Origin of the sequence: Leptolyngbya sp. O-77 (assembly GCF_001548395.1) — a bacterium.
GTDB lineage: Bacteria > Cyanobacteriota > Cyanobacteriia > Elainellales > Elainellaceae > Thermoleptolyngbya.
Map to the genome: position 1 here is coordinate 3262341 of NZ_AP017367.1, position 18053 is coordinate 3280393.

Sequence of the window (18053 nt, forward strand, 5' to 3'; positions counted from 1 at the left end):
AGTCACACAACACCCTGATGCCGCTCTCCGCCATTATTCTCGCAGGTGGCCACAGCACCCGCATGGGGCGCGACAAGGCGTTGATTGAGATTGAAGGCGTGCCCCTGCTGCAAAGAACCGGGGCGATCGCCCAGTCCTGTGCCAACGCTGTCTTCATCGTTACGCCCTGGCCCGATCGCTACGCTGCGCTGCTGCCCGACTGCCAGTTTGTGCCTGAAGTGCCGCTGCCTGGGGAAACGGAGCCGCACGGGCCGCTGGTGGGCTTTTTGCAGGGGTTGGAGCAGGTTGCGGCCCAGGAAACGTCGGAGTGGGTGCTGCTGCTGGCGTGTGATCTGCCCCGGCTGCAAGCAGCGGAGGTGCAGCAGTGGGCAGCGCAGTTGGAAACGATTCAGACGGGGGCGATCGCCTATTTGCCACGCGATTCGCAGGGCTGGCAGCCGCTGTGTGGGTTCTATCGCCTGAGCAGTCTGCCGCTGCTGCGCGACTTTGTGCAGGCGGGCGGGCGATCGTTTCAGCGGTGGCTGACCCAACATCCAGTTGCCGAAATTCCGTCCGTTGATTTTGCCCATTTGTTGAACTGCAACACGCCGGAAGACCTGACACATCTCTGATGTTGAAATGCGGCTAAACTGATTTGAACCCGGTTTGAGATGGCATCACCTCTGTCCAGGGTCGCTCCGAGTGAAATTGCTGGAAGCGCCGCAAACACTTGACGGGCATTCCAAAATCACCAATCCAAAATCGAAAATCAACCCAGAAAGTAGCTCAGACAAAATAGCCCAGAGGCGATCGCCCCTGAGCAGTGAAATCTCCTAAATCTCATCAGAATGCTGCGACTCAATGCCGAAAAGCGCTACACCCGCAGCAGTTCTGCATGTTCAATGCGGGTGCCCAGCACCTTAAGAAACTCTGCCAGCCAGCGCGGATGGGCGGGCCAGGCAGGAGCCGTTACCAGATTGCCGTCTACGACGGCCTCCGTCACGGGAATGTCAACATACTGACCGCCCGCAGCAGTCACTTCTGGGCCGCAGGCGGGGTAGGCTGAGCAGCGCTTGCCGCGCACGGCTCCAGCAGCAGCCAAAAGCTGTGCCCCGTGGCAGATGGCGGCGATGGGTTTGTTGGCACTGGCAAAATGCTGGACGATGTTGATGACATCCGCATTCAGCCGGATATATTCTGGGGCGCGGCCGCCGGGAATCACCAGCGCGTCGTAGCTGGCAGGATTAACCTCGGCAAAGGTGGCATTGAGCGTAAAGCGGTGTCCTGGCTTTTCGGAATAGGTTTGGTCGCCTTCAAAATCGTGAATCGCCGTGCGGACAAACTCCCCCGATTTTTTGTTGGGACAGACGGCGTGAACCGTGTGCCCAACCATTTGCAGCGCCTGAAAGGGCACCATGACTTCGTAATCTTCTACAAAGTCTCCCACCAGCATCAGAATCTTCGCGGCCATGGTCTGTCCTCCTGAAAGCTGTTCGATATTGTTCGATATGGACATATTTTTGACCTTACGCCGTTGATCTGGTTCTGTGTCGCTAGGGCAACAAAGCGTAATTCACAAAATGTATTGCTGTATTGCTACATGCATGGCCACATGTATCGCCTATCGCCTATCGCCTATCGCCTATCGCCATGTATCGCCATGTATCGCTGCTCAAGTCTGCGCCTTGCTTGCCAAATATCCTACTTGCCAGCCAGACAATCCGTTCGCTAGCCAGACAGCGCATTCAAGAAGCCAGGTTTGGGCACCAACACCGTGAGTCCATTTGGAATCGTTTCGACTTCAATCGGCGTGGTGCCAATGATTTCGCCATCGAGAACCACTTTTTGCGGCGGATTGGTGGTCACTTTCAGGCGAGACACGCGCCCATGCACAACGTTTGGTCGCTGCGGGGTGCCGCCGACCAGTGCGGTTCCAAAGATTTGCAGCATGGTGGCGATGCCCTGGAGCTTGTTCTGCACCGAGGCGATCGTCACGTCTAGCAACCCGTCATCGAAGACCACTTGCCCTGCGCCCTGCGCTAGGACGGAGGTGGGGGGTGCTGCATTGGCGATGGTAATGGCGTGCGCCTGAAAAGGATAGACTTGTCCATCGGCTTCCAGTTCAGCATCGAAGAGGGATTGCTGATCCATCGCTTCCCAGCCTGCCATCAGATAGGCCAGCACGCCCCACTGGTCTTTGAGTTCACGGCTAGAGCGCTCAATCGTCAGCGCTTCATAGCCCACGCCCGCCAACAGAATCATCGGCAGCCCGTTGCAGCGGGCCACATCGACTGTGCGCGTGTATCCGCCTGCGATCGCCTGACAGGCACTCCGAATGGGAAACACTCCGGGCAAACCCAGCGCCGTGGCGAAGGCATTGGCTGTGCCTTTGGGAATCACGCCCAGGGGAATCCCCGTGCCAATCAGTGCCTTGGCCACTGCCGACACCGTGCCATCGCCACCTGCTGCAATGATCACATCAGGATGGCTGGCGATCGCCGCTTCAATATAGTCTGCCGGGTCTTCCTGCTCCGAGGTGGTATACACATGCAGCGTCATGTGTGGCTCTAGCAGCTGGCGAATCAGCGTCAGGTCTTGGTCTGGAGAGCCGTGTCCCGCTGCGGGATTAAAGACCAGATGGGCAACGGGAACATTGGTGAGGTGGAGGGCGATCGCCTCGGCCGTTGCCAGATTCGTCGCCAGCGGCACGTTGTGGACGTTGCAAATTCGCAGCAACGCCTGAATATCCGGTTCATGGGGCTGGGCATAGAGGGGATCGACCAGAAAAATCACCGCCAGCACCTTCCCCTCACACACCTCCGCCGAGATCTGCGCGTCGCCGCCCAGCGGCCCCGACAGCATTCGCTCCACCGTCAGGCTCGTTGCGTCCTGAATGCGCTGCCCCGTCGTACCCGTGGCGACCAGCCGATGCCGACTCAGCATAGCCTGATGCCGCTGAGCAAACTGAACGATGTCGTCTTTTTTGGAGTCGTGGGCAATCAGGGCGATCGTGTTGGGCATTGATGCAGTGATGAAGTGGACAGAGTGTTAGAGCGATGGAGTGTTGGAGTCGTTTCCTTAATTTACCGTGTTACTCCATTCCCCTATCACTCCGTCACTCTGTCACTCTGTCACTCCGTCGCTTCCAATTCTCACTAAGGCACTTGCACCGGAATCAGCGCATTCTCCGGCAGGTTTGCCACAAACCGGCCCTCGTCTGCCAGAAACACCACCACGCGCAGGGCCCAGTCGGGTTCTACGTCGCGCAGGTCGGCCCAGGGCACGGCGACCTCCAGGCAGGTGTCGAGGGCAACCTGGGACTGGGTGGGGCAGTTGTGCCACTGGAAGTGGTCACTGGCTTCTTGCAGCCAGCGATCGCCCGTCCGCAGGTTAATTCCTAGGTGATGGTGGAACAAGTAGTTCATCGGCGCTTCGTCGGGCAGGTCGGCCAGGGGCGCAGGGCTATTGTGCATCGTGCGATCGGGATAAAACCACAGCAGGTGTAGCTCTGGGGGAATATCCACGCCAATCCGCGTACCGCTAGCAAAGTCTACCCGCAGGTAAAAATTCAGGTGATCCACGCCATACCAGAGGCGTTGCACCTTGCTGCTGCGGTGCATTGTGCCGCGTGCGCCGCCGACCTCGATGCGCCCTGCTTTGTCCCAGTCTTGCTCGTCGGCGCGGCCGTCGATCATGGGGCTGATGAAGCTGTCGGGGCCGTGGCTGCGGGCGCGGGCGTGGTCTTCGACGGGGCGGCGCACGTCTGGCGGCACAGGCTCGTTGAGGGCAGCGTAGAGCGCGGTCAGGTGTTCGCGGAACAATTGGTCGAACATAGCATCCTGATTGGAGGAGTGCCCTTCGCCAAACCACCAGAACCAGTCCGATCCTTCGGCGGCGTAGAGCGCTTCCCAGGCTTCGGGGTTAGTTTCTTCGGTGGCTTCGGGGTGGGCGGCCAGCACGGCACGAGCCTGAGTCAGCAAATCCCAGGCGCGATTTTTGGCAGGGTCGCCGATCCAGGTGGTGAAGTTGCCGTCTACCCAAGAGCCGCTGTGGAGCGTGTCGGCGGGCAGGGGTTCTGTCGCAGGAAACTTGTCCAGGAACTCTGCAACCGTCACCAGCTCAATTTCCCTGTGGTCGCTCAGCTTTTGATATAGCGCTTCCAAAAAGGGCTTGCCGTCGAGCGGGTAGTATTCCCAGCAGTTTTCGCCGTCGAGGGCAATGGTGACGAGCCAGGGCTGTTCGAGGGTTGTTGTGCCGTCGGACTGGTGGGATTTGAGCGTGTGGGCGATCGCCTCTAGATGGCTCACCAGGTCGTTTGCGGCCGCTTCTGGCTCCATCACGCCATAGGTAAAGCCAATCAGGTCAGACAGGCGGTGATCCCGGAACACGATCGAGAGGTTTCCATTGGGCGTTTCCAGCCGATAGGGGCGATAGAGCTTTTCCGGTTCCAGCACGTTGCCATGCCCGTCGCGGTGGAAAAAGTGCTTCAGCGTCCAGCCCAGCACGGCCTCATCCGACACCAGCCATTCAAACTCCTGCGCCGCCACCTCCGGCAAAATCGCGGGACTGACCGACTGTTCCGACGGCCACAGCCCGCGCGGCTTGCAGCCAAATCGTTCCCAATACATCTGCTTGGCCCGCGTCAGGTGTCGGGGAATGTCTTCTGGCCACTGAAAACGGAAGTTGGGCAGCGCCATATCGGGCACGGCCACTCGACCCGCATTGGTATCCGCCAGCAGGGGCAGGATGGGGTGTGTGTAGGGCGTGGTGATCACCTCAAGCTGCCCCGTTTCCTGCATCTTGCGGTGGTGGGGAATGATGTGGCTGAGGATTTCCTTTTGCTTGGAATAGATTCGCTGGCGATCGCTCAGGGTAAACCCGCGCCCCTGCTCTAGCCACTGCGAAATCTCCGGATCGCCCCAAAACAGCGGATCAATCCACGCCAGATTGTGCCACGCCAGCAGATCGCTATAGTCCTGCAAGCTCCAGTGTTCCAAGCACCATTCGCGCCCGTTGTCCTGCCGCTGATAATACAGTTCGGCGTAGCGCGGATGCGGGTCAATCAGCGTGCGGTGGTTGCCATCGAAGAAATGCTCGATAATAAACTGCTTCTGCTCTTGATCGAGCGTGTCTTCGGGAGACAGCGCCAGCGTCAGATACGGGTCAAACGCGGTTCCCGCTACGTAGTCTTCAATCTGCATCATCAGCGACGGCACCAAGTTTACGGTTTGATGCAGCTTGGGAAATTGCTCCAAAATCAGAATCAAATCCAGGTAATCCTTTGTGCCGTGCAATCGCACCCAGGGCAAACGATATTGTCCGGCAGTCCGGCTTTTGTAGAGCGGCTGATGCTGATGCCAGATAAAGGCGACGTAGAGAGGGTAGGGCATATCAACGTTCAATAACGTTCAACAACAGGCAGTAACAGGCAGTAACAGGCAGTAACAGGCAGTGGCGAATCGGCGCGAAAACAAAAGGCAGGGAACCCGATTGTCCCTGCCTCAGAGTCTACCAACACCTGGATCGGTGCGGCGTAGCAAATTTCCAGAATTTTTTTATGGTTTTAATTCGAGGTGTTACAACACCTGTTCGACTTCAACAATTTCGGGGATGCTTTCGCGCAGCTTGCGCTCGATGCCCATTTTTAGCGTCATTGCAGAACTAGGGCAAGAGCCACAAGCACCTTGGAGCCTTAGTTTGACAATGGGGCCGTCCAACTCTACCAATTCCACATTGCCGCCATCAGACATGAGGTAGGGGCGCAGCTCGTCTAGCACCTTTTCTACGTTGTCGGTTGTCAGTTCCATAGTTGTCACTCGTTTTTACCTGAAGAGGCGATCGCCCAGAAGTATTTATCCTTATTGTAAGTGACTGTAGAGAGTCGCTTCTGCATCTCTCTAGAGCCATTGCTGATCGCCGGACACCAACGAGGGGGGGGAACCCCTTGTCTCCGTAGATCTTCAGAGGCTTCTATCCCTCCGGGTTTTCTAAAACATTAATAAAGGGAGTCATTTTGACTCCTAGGTGCAATAGTAAACACGGAGCCTGCCACCCATGATCTCAAGCGCGTACAAGATGGAAAACCGCTTCGATATCCAGTTTGAAGATGGTGCTGTGGCGGCTGTTCTGCGGGCTGAGGCAGATCGCGAGTTGCCTCTGGTGCTTGACCAGTTGGGCTTAGTCAAAAAGCGGCCTGTGCTAGTGCTGGTGGGCGGGGCCGGCAAGCTGAGCCGCGAGGATCAGGCACAAGTGCGATCGCTCTTTGTAAAAGTTTTAGCGCCCCTGGCGGAAACCCTCGGTGCAGCCGTGATTGATGGCGGCACAGACACAGGCATTATGCGGATGATGGGGCAGGCGCGTCGCCGCACCCACGGCAACTTTCCGCTCATTGGCATTGCGCCAGAGCAGATGGCGATTTTGCCAGGGGAACGTGCGTCTCACCCCGATGCCGCCAATCTAGAGCCAAACCACACCCATTTTGTGCTGGTGCCTGGTCGCTACTGGGGCGACGAGTCCGCCTGGATTGCTCGACTGGCCAGCGCCCTGTCCGATGGTTTTCCTTCGCTGACGGTGCTGATCAACGGCGGCGAAGTCACCTGGAGTGATGCGTCGCACAATGTGGGGCAGGGTCGCCCGCTGCTCGTCGTGGCAGGCAGTGGCCGCACCGCCGACGCGCTGGCCGATGCCCTGGCCGGGAAAATCACCGATGAACGCGCCCGCAAACTGGTAGCATCGGGGCTGATGCAAGCCGTTGATCTGCGTAGCTCAGAAAAGTTGTCCTGTGTGATTCACGAGATTTTATCGAGTAAAATCTTCTCATGAGGACTTTAGCTCCACAACCCAGGGTGCATTATGGCTAGCAAAGACCCCTACCGCGAGCAGCTTAAGCAAGATTTTGGCACCTTGTTTAACACCTTGGAACTAGACGAAACCCAGCGACACTACCTGCGATCGCGCTGGCTAGATCAGGTGCTGTGGATGGAGAACAAGGCCGGTAGGGCGCGCGATCGCTACTATCGGCTGCGGCTGACCACGATTATTGGCGGCGTGCTGGTGCCAGTGCTGGTGAGCCTAAATAACGTTGATAACCGCAGGGCAGATGCCATTATCCGCTGGTCTACAGTGGGCATCAGCACGGTGGTTGCGGCCTGTGCAGCAGTCGAGGAATTTTTCAAGTACGGCGAACGCTGGCGACACTACCGCCGCAGCGTAGAGTCCCTGAAAACCCAGGGCTGGCAGTTTTCTCAACTGACCGGGCTATACACACAATACCCCACCCATGAAGAGGCGTTCGACTTCTTCGCCAGCCAAGTCGAGGATATTATCCAAAAAGACGTAGAAACTTACTCAACGACCGTTGCCACTGCCAAGAGACACGAAGACTCTGCCCAACAGAGAGGTTTCTAAGAGCGATTCTCGATTTTAGATTTGCGATTTTTGGGATTTTCGATTGGGATTTTCGACTAGATAGAGCAGCCATAAAGCTCGCAATGTAGCCATGTGGAGACAGGCTATTCGCGCTTGAGCCAGATGCCCCGCAGCCCCGCCCGCGTCGCGCCTTCATAGTCTTCTCGGAAACTGTCGCCGACGTGCCATGCGGCAGCGGGCGGGCAGTCGTGCTTTTTCAGCGCCAGTTGAAAGATTTGAGCATCTGGCTTGGATACGCCTGCTTCGGTAGAAATCGTGACCGAGGAGAAGTAGTTGGCCAAATCCAGCGCTTCCAGCACGCTGTGAATCCGGGAGTCGAAGTTGGACAACACGCCCAGTTCCACGCCGCGATCGCGCCATTGACCCAGCGTGGACAGGGTGTCGGCGTAGACAAACCACGGGTCTGCGGCAGCGAAGTGGTCGTAGAGCGCACTGAAAAAGGCAGAGAAATCCGCAAACTGGTTCAGCACGCCAACTTCTTGAAACGTCTCAGCGGCGATCGCCCACCACCAGGCATACTCCCGGTCGGGAATCTCCGTCGGATCGGTTCCTGGAAAAGCCATCGGCGTTGCAGCCTTAAAGCTCTTAAAAAACGCCCGATCCACCGCCGCTGCATCCACCGTCACCCCAAACCGCTTGGCCAGATCGGCATACACCGCACCCACACTGCCGCGAACACCAAACAGCGTACCAACTGCATCAAAGAAAATGACCTTGGGGAGGGGCATTGGGGGAAGGGGGGATGAAAGGAGGAAGAGCGAAGAAGGAAGAACGAAAAAGGAAGAGGGAAGAGCGAAGAAGGAAGAACGAAAAAGGAAGAGGGAAGAAGGAAGAAGGAAGAACGAAAAAGGAAGAGGGGAAGAACGAAGAAGGAAGAACGAAAAAAGGAAGAGGGAAGAACGAAGAAGGAAGAACGAAAAAGGAAGAGGGAAGTGTGAAAGTTGGGGGTTGGGGTTAGCGGATTAATGCGCTGGGGAGAGACGAGCGAAGCAGCCATAAGGGGCGCTAAAGCGAGGAGTTGGAAAGAACCCAGAAAAGCATCTCTATCTTTTTTCGCTCTTCTTTTTTCGTTCTTCGTTCTTCCTTCTTCTTTCGTTCTTCGTTCTTCCTTCTTCGTTCTTCCTTTTCCCTTTTTCCCCTTCAGCTTGCCAGCAGATCCCGAATCGGTTTCGTGATCCAGTTCAGCCCTACTTTGATTTGATGGTCGAAGGTGGGCATTCGATAGAGGTAGGCGAGGCGGCGGAAGAGATGCGCGGCGGGCCCATCGAGGGAAACGCCCGAGTCCCGTGAGGGTGGCTTCGGTGGGTGCCAAGGGAGAGCATTTCGCCCAGGTGCTGATAGCGGAAGGGGAGCAGGGGGCGATCGCTCAGAGAAGCCCACACATTCCATCCGGCATAGTCTGCTGCCTGGAACGCGGCTTGAGCCGTCGCAGGCACTTTTTGCCCGTCGGCATCCTTCATCTCGGCCAGGTCGCCCAAGGCAAAGATTTCTGGGTAGTCTATCACTTGCAGGGTTGGGCTGACGAGGAGTTGACCTCGCTCGGTCTGGGGCAGAGGCAGGCTTTTCACAAAGTCTGGCACCTTGTTGCCCACCGTCCACATCACAATATCGACCGGAAGGGTGTCTACTTTGCCGCGATAGTCTAGCGAGATGCTGTCTGCGGTCACCTCGGTCACCTGGGTTTCCAGGTCGATCCAAACTCCGCGCTTTTCCAGGGCTTTTGTCGCAGCGTCGCGGTTAAAGCTGGGGGAATTTCGCAAGATCTGGTCGCCCAGTTCCACCAGACGCACCCGACCGCGATCGCCCAGCCGATCCGCCAGTTTGCAGGCCAGTTCTACACCGCTATAGCCAGCGCCCACAATAGCCACACGAATCCGGTCGGCGGGCGATGCTTCGAGGATTCTTAGCCGCTCTTGCAGCCGATAGGCATCCTCAATCGAGCGGAAGGGGATGGCACATTCTGCCACACCGGGTGCCATCGTCAGGGGCGTTTCGCCACCCAGCGCCAGCACCAGGCGATCATAGTTCAGCGTTGCGCCATCCTGAAGTTGTACTTGGCGAGCCGTGACATCTACGTGGGCAACGGCTCCCTGGCGAAACTGGATGCCTGTGTTGGCCAGCAGTTCCGAAAACGGCGGTGCAACCTCCCAGGTTTGCAGTTCCCCAGTCACCAGCTCGTAGAGCAGCGGCAAGAACAGGAAGCGATCGCGCTGATCCACCAGCACAATCTCTGGCTTCGCGTCCGTCCAGGGCAACTGGCTGAGGCGCAGGGCCGTGTATAGCCCACCAAACCCGCCGCCCAGAATGCAGATTCGATTGGAACGTTGGGTCATATATGAATGTGAAGGTTGAAATCGGGCATCACCCTTAGGATATCGCAGGTTTTGAGGGGCGGGGTTTTCAGGTCAAAATTTTGGAACGCTCAGGATTTCCACCCCGCAGCGGCACGATCGAGGACGTAGGCTGCTACGGATTCGATTTCTTCGGCCGTGAGCTTGTCTTTGTAGGCAGACATATTCGCCTTGCCATTGGCGACAATCTGGGCGATCGCCTCTATCGTGGCATAGCCGTTCTTCTCCAGTGCGGGCTGCCTCAAATTCTTGCCGCGCCGAATGATATTGCCCCCGTTGACGTGACAGCCCGCGCAGTGAACCTCGAACACAGCTGCACCCGTCTCTAGATCAGCAGCGTGAACGGGAAGTGACGGGCTAAAAACCAGTAAAAAAGATAGCAGTGCGATGAGAAAAAGACGCATTTTGGAATTTTGGATTTTAGATTTTGGATTTTAGATTTTGAATCTAAGCCTGAATGCCCAGCCGTTTATTCCCTGAGCGCGGTTACGGGGTCGAGGCGGCTGGCGCGGAGGGCAGGGAACAGACTGGCTCCGATGCCAACAAGCAGGGCAGAACTCATGGCCACTGTAGCAGTGCAGGGGTTGAATTGGTAGGGCAGGTCAAACTGTTGGGCGACGAGTAGCGTGAGTCCGTGAACCGAGGCGATCGCCACCAGACCGCCCATCGAACTCAGCAGCACCGCTTCCAGCACAAACTGCACCAAAATTTCCTGCTGGGTTGCGCCAATGGCACGACGGATGCCAATTTCTGATGTGCGCTCAGTTACAGCGGCAATCATGATATTGGCAATGCCTACCCCACCCACCAGCAGCGAAATGGCTCCGACGGCCGCTAGGGCCCGCGATGTGAGCGTTAGCATCTCCTGCTGCTGCAAGATCTCTTCCACGTTATTCCAGGTGTAAAAGCGATGCCCGCCATAGCGTTGTTGCATCAGCGTCTTCACCTGATCTTCCAGCGGTTTGATCTGCGTGAGATGCTTGGGACGAACGCGCACGGCATCCATTCCGCGATCGCCCGTGAGCGCGCTGTGGAACGATAGCGATACCAACAAAAGACCGTCTCGATTCGTGCTTTCAGGATTGACTTTGCGATGAATCACGCCCACTACTGTGAATGGCTGACGATTCACATAAATCTGCTCGCCAACTGCTGATAGCTCTTGAAACAAGGACGCAGCTAGCATCTGATCGATCACGGCAACAGGACGATAGGCTGCCAAGTCAGCGGATGTAAAAAATCGCCCTGCCTGTAACCGATTGCCAGAACTGCGGAGATAGTCGGTGTCTACTGCAACGAAAGTTGGGGACGGGCGCTGCGATCGCGAAACAGCGCCTCTCTCGGCCCGTCCCACTTTAGCCCGCTGACCACAGCCGCCTGAGGCAAGCGCTGCTGCAAATAGGCAATATCGCTCTGCTGAAGCGATACCCAGGTGTCGCCGCCCATCCATTCTGGAATCGCCGTCACCTGTGGGGCTTCTCGCTCGTCTAGACGGCGGGCAATCACGGCACGGCTAATATCACCGACGTTTAGCGTGGCGCTGACGGCTGCTACGCCCATTAGTGTGCCAAGGGTGGTGAGGAGCGATCGCACAGGGTTGCCTCGCAGCGATCGCCAGGTGAGCATGAGCAAATCTGCTGGTGCAAGGCTCACGGTTCGCCCTCCATCGATTCTGTCTCTGCGCTGCCAGATTCAGCCGACGGGTTCGCAGGCACAACCGGCATTCCCGGTGTCAGCAGCACGTCTGGCGGCGGCACAATGACGCGATCGCCCGGCCGCAGCCCCCTCGTCACTTCTACTTCCGTCAGTCCCCTCCAGTCCCCAGTTCCACAGGCTGCTGCTGCGCCCGTCCGTTGCCGTCCATCAGCCAGACGAAAGAATTTGCGCCATTACGCTGCAATGCCTCAATCTCCAGCGTTACAGTATTTTGGCGCTGTTGTAGCACCAGCTCCACATTCACCGAACTGCCAGGAATCAGTGTTCCTGTGGGGCGATCGAGGCGGATTGTCGTCGGCACGGTGGTCTGTGCGGATTGAGAGTCGCCAGATTCAGAGGCGATCGCCTGCGGATACAGATCCACCACGCGCCCCAGATACACCGTCGGGTCGGGGCCAATCACCGTCACCCGCGCCGTTTGTCCGAGTCGCACCTGCGCTGCGTTTAGTGTGGAAAGCTGCAATTTCACCAATTCCTGGCGCGGGTCTCCCAGCGTCAGCAACTCCGTCCGCCGCTCTACGCCGTCTCCGTCCTTTACGCTCAATCCCAGCACTACACCGTCCCTCGGTGCCGTGATGATAGTGTCCTGAAGCTCCTGTTGTGTGCGCCGTTGTTGCAATTGCAAGCTCTGGAGTTCTAACCGAGCCGTCTTCACAGCCGTCTCTGCATCTCGCAGCGCGCCGCCAGCGATCGCGTACTTCTGTCGCCTGCTGCTGCACCCGCTCCCGCGAAATCGCGCCCATGTCGGCCAGTCCTTGCAGTGTCGTCAGTTGTTCCTGGTCGGCACTCAGTTGTGCCCTGGCTTCGTCGATTTGCGCCTGACTGCGGGCCAGGGTTTCTGCCTGCTTTGCAGCTTGCAGTTCTTGCTCTAACAGGGCCGTTTGACGGTCAGGATTTCGCAGCACAATCAGCGTTTGCCCCCGCTCGATGCGAGCGCCCGGAGCCACCAACACTTGCTCTACTGCCCCTTCCAGCGGCGACAGCAGGGTTTGTTGCCCACCCAGTTCCAGCGTGCCGCTTTCGTTAATTACGGTTTCTATCGTGCCCCGGTCTACCGTCAACAGCCGCACCGCCACAGGATTAGAGCCACGACTGGTCATCCAAGCATAGACCGCCCACCCGCTCAAACTCAATACCGCCAATGTGCCCGATACCAGAATCAGACGCGACCCCATTTTCATGCGATGGACGGACTTTTCAGGCGGGGCAGACCGGGAGGGAGATGCGACCGGAGGGGGCTGGAGCATAGCAGTAAATTTAGAGGGCGATCGCTCTAATAATATCTATAAGTGATATCAAGCGAGAATATTTACTAACTACACAAAAACCAGCCAAGATTCCGGAGCCGGAGGATAAGGGAGCAGGGTGGACTCAGACTCTACGCCGAGGCTCCGTCACTCCACGACCTCAAACCCACTTACCTCAAAAACCGGGCCAATCATCGCGATCGACATCACATCGTCACGCACCTGACCCGTCACGCGCACCTGCTGACCTGCCCTCAGCAAGCCTTCTGGCGCATTTTTCATAATTTCGTAGGTGCCCTGCTCAGTCTTTAGCGCCCACGCGCCCACGCCCAGGGTAGATTTTTCAACAGTTCCTTCTAGGGTCAACATGATGGCCTTAATGATGGCTTAGATAACTAACTAGGTCTCTTAACGAGGAGGGGCGGGTCTAGGCGGGGCATTCGGCGGCGCGAATCAGGCGGATTTGCGCCAGGGTGAAGACGACGGGGATGACGCGAGCATAGTTGGTGGCGATCGCCCGCCAGCCCAAGTCCGCAAAGAACCACGCCCACAGCGCCGGCCCCAGCACCGACAGCACTGACCGCACGGCTCCATATCGCGCAGCGCTAGCAGCCATGCCGCGATAGGCCGCTCGCACTGCAACCTGATTGGCGATCGCCCCGCCGGCCTGTTTTGCTGCTTGGTAGGTCGCCGCGTGTAGCGTAAACTGACGCGCCATCATTTGCAGCAGCCACGGCCGCACCACCGCACTCACCGCCAGCGCACTGCCGCCCTTCATCAGCAGACCAGATGGGTTGGTTTGCAGCGACGGCGGAAGTTGGCGAGTTAGCTCAGAATGGGACAGCGACTCCTGCAATTCGCTGTTTAATACCCGCTGCTCAGACGGGGGCAACTGCTGCCACGCCCGCTGGAGCAACGTCAGAAAAATCTCCGCTTCTAGCTCTGCGGTGGACAGGCTGAGGGAATAAGGAATTCGCAGATAGCGACAAATTTGGATCAAGACCTGGCGATAGGTGACGTGGCGCGTCTTGCCCTGCAACACCGTTATCCCGTCCGCCGCCAAAAACCGAAAGCGCTGCTCCAAATCGCTCAGCCAGCGATCGCGCTCCTGGCTACACACCGCCACGGGGTCGGGCGTATACATATAATCCAGTGGGTTCAGCTTGCGGCAGAACAGGATCTCGGTCAGCACTTCCAATTCCTCTTCGGTCGCCAGTTCCAACGCTGCCCTTAGCTCGTCCACGCTGCCTCCTCCCCCACGGTTCAACAAAGAGTCCGACAATATCAAAGTCTGACAATATAAAGTCTGACAAAGAGTTCTACAAAAAAGAGCCTGACAAAGAACCCTAACTAAAGAATCCTAACTGCTGTTGCACTGACCTGATTCTATCTGGCAGGCTCCGGTTTTGGCGTAGTTCTATGAAGAATTGCCAAACCCCTGGATATTAACCGTGCTGCATGGGACGATTCCTCCCTCACCTCCTCACGTCCTGAGTATGCGTTTGCCCTGAGATAGAGAAGCGGGCGATCGCGCTGAGATTGTTATCCAGCGCTCCGCCCATACAGCCAGTCGATTCCGTTCAGCAAGTCAGTCATGCAAGTAAGCGGAGATATCTGCTTCAGAAGCTATCTTGATGCACCGATCTCAAGCAGGTTTCTGATTGCAACCCCCAGGCTGCCCACTGTCCTCCTGAAGATGACCAAACGGGTTGCATTCAATTTGCCTACAAGCCCTGTCAAAAAAGTTGGTTCCAAACTCGTTATTTGATATAAACTCATCGTCTATATAGATGGGCTAATGAATGGCTCATCTATACGGACAACTGCTAACAAGCAATAGTTTGGCTAAACATTTAGCCGCGATCAGAAGGTGAAATCGCTCTAGCGCCAGAGTGAAATGAGCTTTCTCGAACGCTGCTTAGAAAAATGTATGGCTTTATCTATCTCGTTGTAACATGGGGGCAAGCTACAGCGTTTCTGAGGCAGGTCTAAAGCAAGTGAAGGTGTGAATTATCATGATCCTTGCACAAGGCATAGAGGGTATGCTTGAGCTAGCAAGCAAACGCTGTGAAGTCAAAAGCTAGAGCAATGTCCTGAGTAGAAGCTCCAGATGAATGGGGTCTTCGGCTAGACAAGGCGCAATGTTTTTAAGTCGCTCGTTTTAGAGTTTAAGTGAATGAGTAGAAAAAAGAAGATCGAGCCACTGACAGGAGAATCTCTGTTGGCTAAGGTGAAGCAACTGGAGAACCTTACCAAGGAAGAGAAGGCTAGGGAGTGCGGATACTATACCGTTACTAAAAATGGTGTAGAGCGGGTCAATATGATGAAATTCCCTGAATGCGTTGATTGATGCTGAGGGGAATCGAGCTAGACAGCAAATCTGCGACAAATGGTCGCGGCGGACGCAGCGCCAGCTATCGCATTACGGTGCAGTCTAATGGAAACTTGCTGATTGGCTCTGCCTACACTAAGCAGATGAATTTGCAGCCCGGAGACGAGTTTGAGATTTCTCTTGGGCGAAAGCATATTCGTCTGAAGCAAATCGATGAAGACGGCGCAGTTGAAGAGTAACCGCAAGTTCATCAATCAGGGTTTCCTGACATCGAACTTCCTGACTGTGAGTCCTCTCACCGAGATTTTGACTGTCAGGCGCTTCCTACGCACACTTCGATTGATAAAGGGTGCATATGATGATAAAGGGTGCATATGATGAGGGGCTTGATGGACAAGGGTTCATCAGTATGTCTGGCTCAACACCCTTCACCCAATCGTCTCTATGATTGTTTCCATCAGTGCGGCAGATGAGGTTTCTCTAACTCATTTGCCGCATTTTTGCTGCCATCATTGCGAGGCGATCGCCGCATTATTCTGATGCCCGCTGATGCCCCAATCTTAATGCACGAATCGTCTTCAGGCTGCACTCAGCAAAACGGATCTGCCCAGCAGTCGATACAGGCGGACTTGCTGCTTGGTTGCCTGGGTAATGGCAAATAGCTCAATACCCCAATGTGCAGCGTATTCTTTTGCGAAACGTCTTGCTTGCTTTGCAGATTCGGCTTGAATGAGCAGTTCGTCGGCTAGCTCGGTTGTGCCCAAGTAGGCAAACTCTGCCAGATACACTGCGACTGGCTGTTTGACGCTGGATAAAAGCGTTTGATGTTGGGGCATGGCGTGTATTGCAGAATTGTGGGGGTTATCTTCAAAGATGCACTTTGACGCACTTTCAAAGGTGCATCTCTAACGATGCAATGTACGCTAGACCAAATCAGTTGGGTCTAACATTCTGGAACCAGAGAGTTTGAACCGAGTTTGAGCGGATGCAGGCTCTAGATTTCCTGAACCTGTGTCATGAACAACCAGTAGGATTGCCCAGTAGGATTGCGAGTTTTGCAGTTGGGCTGTAACGAATCTCTAAGTCTAGTGTGCCCGGTTTCCCGGAGATGGCAACAGGGGCGATCGCCCTCCTCCACCCGAAATTTACAGAAGGCGATCGCCCTTGGGGACATTGCTTCACACATCCGGACTTCGCAAGTCAGGCAAACTGCTGAGCGCCAGACACAATTCTCAGATCACGGACGGGGCGATGGCCAGGGAATATTCGGATCTTGGGCCAGGTGGCGGGCAACGGCTGCGGCCCCTTCCTGATTTAAATGGCTGGGGTCGGCGAAGTATTGATTGCGCGTGGGCCACAGCAAGCTCAGGTCGCGGAACAGAAACCGCTGCTGGGTGGCGAGTTGCTGCATGTGCTGGCGAAACTGCTGTTCGCGGCGACGGCGCAGCGAGTCGAGATAATCTTGCGTCAGCGGCAGGCTGACAAACACCAGCGGAATCTGGCGATCGCGCATATAGCTGGCCAGCGCTACAGTCGCCTGAGTCTGGGAGCCGCTGAGCTGAAACGGCGTGTAGTTGCTGTCATATTGACCCGACACACGAGGAAACTGGCGATAGTAAGTGGCGGGGTTGAACCGGGTGGCGATCGCCTCAAACCCATCCACCCGCAGACCCGAATTTGCCGGAATATCGGGCAGCACCACCATCGATGTCACCCGGTTTGGCGCAGGCAGCGTGGGGTCTAAAAACGACAGGCACACGGGCGACTCCGCCAGCAGCGCATCCCCCGGAAACGCCCGCTGTGGATCTGTCAGATCAGGAACCATCTGCAACGGTGTCAGCGTGGACCGAAGATCCAAGAAAAAGTTCGCCGCGTCGGGATTCGACCAATCTACAGAGGAGGATAGAACAGGCTCCGGGTGAGGCGTTTGACCTTTTTCTTCTTTGCGATCGCCCCCAGAAATTTGCCCCGTGACTTGCCCCGTGACTTGCTCCGTGACTTGCTCCGTGACTTGCTCCGTGACTTGCCCCGTGGTTGCAGCGGGCGATCGCGCGTCCGTGGGGGCGGGGGTCGATGCTTGCGCCGTTGCGCTAGGGGCCGCTGGGTTGCCCACAGGCTTTGCCAGTACTGGAATCGGCGGAATCTCCAGGCAAATTTCGGGCGGCTGCTCAGCGATCGCCTGCGACGCGGGCACAGGCTCCGGCGGAATCGTTCGCACACGCGCCGCCAACTGGCGATAGCCTGCTGAAGATGCGATGCCGTTAAACGTCACGTCCGCCTTGGCGCTGTTAAACGCCCGCAGCCCGTCCGCCCAGATAATCAGCCGCGGCAGGCGGTCGGGCGGCAGCACTTGGCGGACTACCAGATCCATCACGCGAGCCGTCGCGCCGTTAATGCTGAAATTGTAAATTCGCAGGTTGGGGCGGCCCCGTTCTGCAAGCGCCTGCCGCAGCACCGCCGGGTCGATGCCCTGCAACGCCCGCGAACTGCCGATAATCAGCACATCGGGCGTGCCCTCGGTCATTACATAGTGCGAATAGAGCCGGATCTGGTGGTCGAGCCGCTGGCTGTTGAAGGAAGGGAAATTCGGTAAATACTGGGGCGAATCGGGCAGCGGATCTGCCGAAGCGGGCGGCAGGCTTACTGTAGATAGCAGCGGCACCAGTGGCGGCAGGGGGGCGATCGCCTCCATCTCAAACGCCTCCACAGGCAAAATCGGCATCGACCACAGCGGCACCACCAGCGCCGACCCCGCTGCCCAACCCAAGTGCCCTTTAACCGAGTGCAGCTTTATAAGCCGAATCAAGCCGTTTTTTAAGCTGCGATAGATGAAATTGCCAGCAATCATAGCGCTGTCACGTTCAGACGTGATTCTTCGCACCGCATTACTCATTTACTATAGATCCCCTGGTGGAAACGAAAGCGAACTTGACACTTTGGCAGATTCTTGGCGAGAATGGTTAACTGTTGTTTATGCGCTCGGATCAGGTTCTAAACAGC

General features: G+C 56.6%; 20 protein-coding genes. 5 read left to right on the plus strand and 15 right to left on the minus strand.

Going from position 1 to position 18053, the window contains the following annotated elements; translation table 11 throughout:
* Window positions 1-17 precede the first annotated feature (17 nt).
* Window positions 18-611 (plus strand): molybdenum cofactor guanylyltransferase, encoded by a 594-nt coding sequence (locus tag O77CONTIG1_RS13870; protein WP_068511459.1) that lies wholly within the window; start codon window positions 18-20, stop codon window positions 609-611.
* Between the two features lie 242 nt (window positions 612-853).
* On the opposite strand, the gene O77CONTIG1_RS13875 is transcribed toward O77CONTIG1_RS13870, so the two are convergent.
* The 4 genes from O77CONTIG1_RS13875 to O77CONTIG1_RS13890 form a co-directional block, all read right to left on the minus strand.
* Entirely contained in the window at window positions 854-1450 is a 597-nt protein-coding gene (locus tag O77CONTIG1_RS13875; protein ID WP_068511461.1) for a DJ-1/PfpI family protein, read from the minus strand.
* Between the two features lie 257 nt (window positions 1451-1707).
* Complete coding sequence (gene mgsA, locus O77CONTIG1_RS13880; RefSeq protein WP_068511464.1) at window positions 1708-3000, minus strand: methylglyoxal synthase; 1293 nt, start codon at window positions 2998-3000, stop codon at window positions 1708-1710.
* 134 nt (window positions 3001-3134) lie between these two features.
* On the minus strand, window positions 3135-5369 hold the full coding sequence (locus O77CONTIG1_RS13885) for a glycoside hydrolase (protein ID WP_068511466.1): 2235 nt from the start codon (window positions 5367-5369) through the stop codon (window positions 3135-3137).
* Between the two features lie 186 nt (window positions 5370-5555).
* Window positions 5556-5786: a NifU family protein gene (locus O77CONTIG1_RS13890; protein ID WP_068511468.1), complete on the minus strand. Its 231-nt coding sequence runs from the start codon at window positions 5784-5786 to the stop codon at window positions 5556-5558.
* 247 nt (window positions 5787-6033) lie between these two features.
* On the opposite strand from O77CONTIG1_RS13890, the gene O77CONTIG1_RS13895 reads away from it, so the two are divergent.
* Together O77CONTIG1_RS13895 and O77CONTIG1_RS13900 are read left to right on the plus strand one after the other, a co-directional pair.
* Complete coding sequence (locus O77CONTIG1_RS13895; RefSeq protein WP_197673191.1) at window positions 6034-6801, plus strand: hypothetical protein; 768 nt, start codon at window positions 6034-6036, stop codon at window positions 6799-6801.
* A gap of 30 nt (window positions 6802-6831) precedes the next feature.
* Window positions 6832-7386, plus strand: coding sequence for a DUF4231 domain-containing protein (locus O77CONTIG1_RS13900; RefSeq protein ID WP_068511473.1), 555 nt, complete (start codon window positions 6832-6834; stop codon window positions 7384-7386).
* A 104-nt stretch (window positions 7387-7490) separates the two neighbouring features.
* Here O77CONTIG1_RS13900 and O77CONTIG1_RS13905 read toward each other — a convergent pair whose 3' ends face one another.
* Window positions 7491-8135, minus strand: coding sequence for an HAD-IA family hydrolase (locus O77CONTIG1_RS13905; RefSeq protein WP_068511475.1), 645 nt, complete (start codon window positions 8133-8135; stop codon window positions 7491-7493).
* A gap of 14 nt (window positions 8136-8149) precedes the next feature.
* On the opposite strand from O77CONTIG1_RS13905, the gene O77CONTIG1_RS13910 reads away from it, so the two are divergent.
* Window positions 8150-8365 (plus strand): hypothetical protein, encoded by a 216-nt coding sequence (locus O77CONTIG1_RS13910; protein ID WP_156435268.1) that lies wholly within the window; start codon window positions 8150-8152, stop codon window positions 8363-8365.
* Between the two features lie 229 nt (window positions 8366-8594).
* Here the strand turns inward: O77CONTIG1_RS13910 and O77CONTIG1_RS13915 are convergent, their stop codons facing one another.
* The 8 genes from O77CONTIG1_RS13915 to O77CONTIG1_RS13945 form a co-directional block, all read right to left on the minus strand.
* A complete protein-coding gene (locus O77CONTIG1_RS13915) occupies window positions 8595-9740 on the minus strand; it encodes an NAD(P)/FAD-dependent oxidoreductase (protein WP_286132322.1) in 1146 nt (381 codons plus the stop codon).
* Between the two features lie 89 nt (window positions 9741-9829).
* Window positions 9830-10069 carry a c-type cytochrome gene (locus tag O77CONTIG1_RS13920; protein WP_286132323.1) on the minus strand — a complete coding sequence of 80 codons (240 nt, stop codon included), beginning with the start codon at window positions 10067-10069 and terminating at the stop codon, window positions 9830-9832.
* 158 nt (window positions 10070-10227) lie between these two features.
* Window positions 10228-11112 (minus strand): ABC transporter permease, encoded by an 885-nt coding sequence (locus tag O77CONTIG1_RS13925; protein WP_197673192.1) that lies wholly within the window; start codon window positions 11110-11112, stop codon window positions 10228-10230.
* A complete protein-coding gene (locus tag O77CONTIG1_RS26955; protein WP_197673193.1) occupies window positions 11046-11411 on the minus strand; it encodes an ABC transporter permease in 366 nt (121 codons plus the stop codon). The genes O77CONTIG1_RS13925 and O77CONTIG1_RS26955 overlap by 67 nt, the downstream gene beginning before the upstream one ends.
* The gene (locus O77CONTIG1_RS25540; protein ID WP_197673194.1) at window positions 11408-11551 is read right to left on the minus strand and encodes a hypothetical protein; all 144 of its coding nucleotides are present in this window, start codon (window positions 11549-11551) and stop codon (window positions 11408-11410) included. Before O77CONTIG1_RS25540 ends, O77CONTIG1_RS26955 begins: the two co-directional genes overlap by 4 nt.
* Before the next feature lie 11 nt (window positions 11552-11562).
* Entirely contained in the window at window positions 11563-12129 is a 567-nt protein-coding gene (locus O77CONTIG1_RS25545) for an efflux RND transporter periplasmic adaptor subunit (protein WP_197673195.1), read from the minus strand.
* Window positions 12130-12868: 739 nt separating this feature from the next.
* Window positions 12869-13090 (minus strand): hypothetical protein, encoded by a 222-nt coding sequence (locus tag O77CONTIG1_RS13940; protein ID WP_197673196.1) that lies wholly within the window; start codon window positions 13088-13090, stop codon window positions 12869-12871.
* A 58-nt stretch (window positions 13091-13148) separates the two neighbouring features.
* A complete protein-coding gene (locus O77CONTIG1_RS13945) occupies window positions 13149-13964 on the minus strand; it encodes a YaaW family protein (protein ID WP_068511487.1) in 816 nt (271 codons plus the stop codon).
* Between the two features lie 1106 nt (window positions 13965-15070).
* On the opposite strand from O77CONTIG1_RS13945, the gene O77CONTIG1_RS27985 reads away from it, so the two are divergent.
* Complete coding sequence (locus O77CONTIG1_RS27985) at window positions 15071-15292, plus strand: AbrB family transcriptional regulator (RefSeq protein WP_286132324.1); 222 nt, start codon at window positions 15071-15073, stop codon at window positions 15290-15292.
* A gap of 339 nt (window positions 15293-15631) precedes the next feature.
* Here the strand turns inward: O77CONTIG1_RS27985 and O77CONTIG1_RS13955 are convergent, their stop codons facing one another.
* Together O77CONTIG1_RS13955 and O77CONTIG1_RS13960 are read right to left on the minus strand one after the other, a co-directional pair.
* Window positions 15632-15889: a hypothetical protein gene (locus tag O77CONTIG1_RS13955; RefSeq protein ID WP_068511489.1), complete on the minus strand. Its 258-nt coding sequence runs from the start codon at window positions 15887-15889 to the stop codon at window positions 15632-15634.
* A gap of 401 nt (window positions 15890-16290) precedes the next feature.
* Window positions 16291-17901 (minus strand): hypothetical protein, encoded by a 1611-nt coding sequence (locus O77CONTIG1_RS13960; protein WP_068511491.1) that lies wholly within the window; start codon window positions 17899-17901, stop codon window positions 16291-16293.
* Between the last annotated feature and the right edge of the window lie 152 nt (window positions 17902-18053).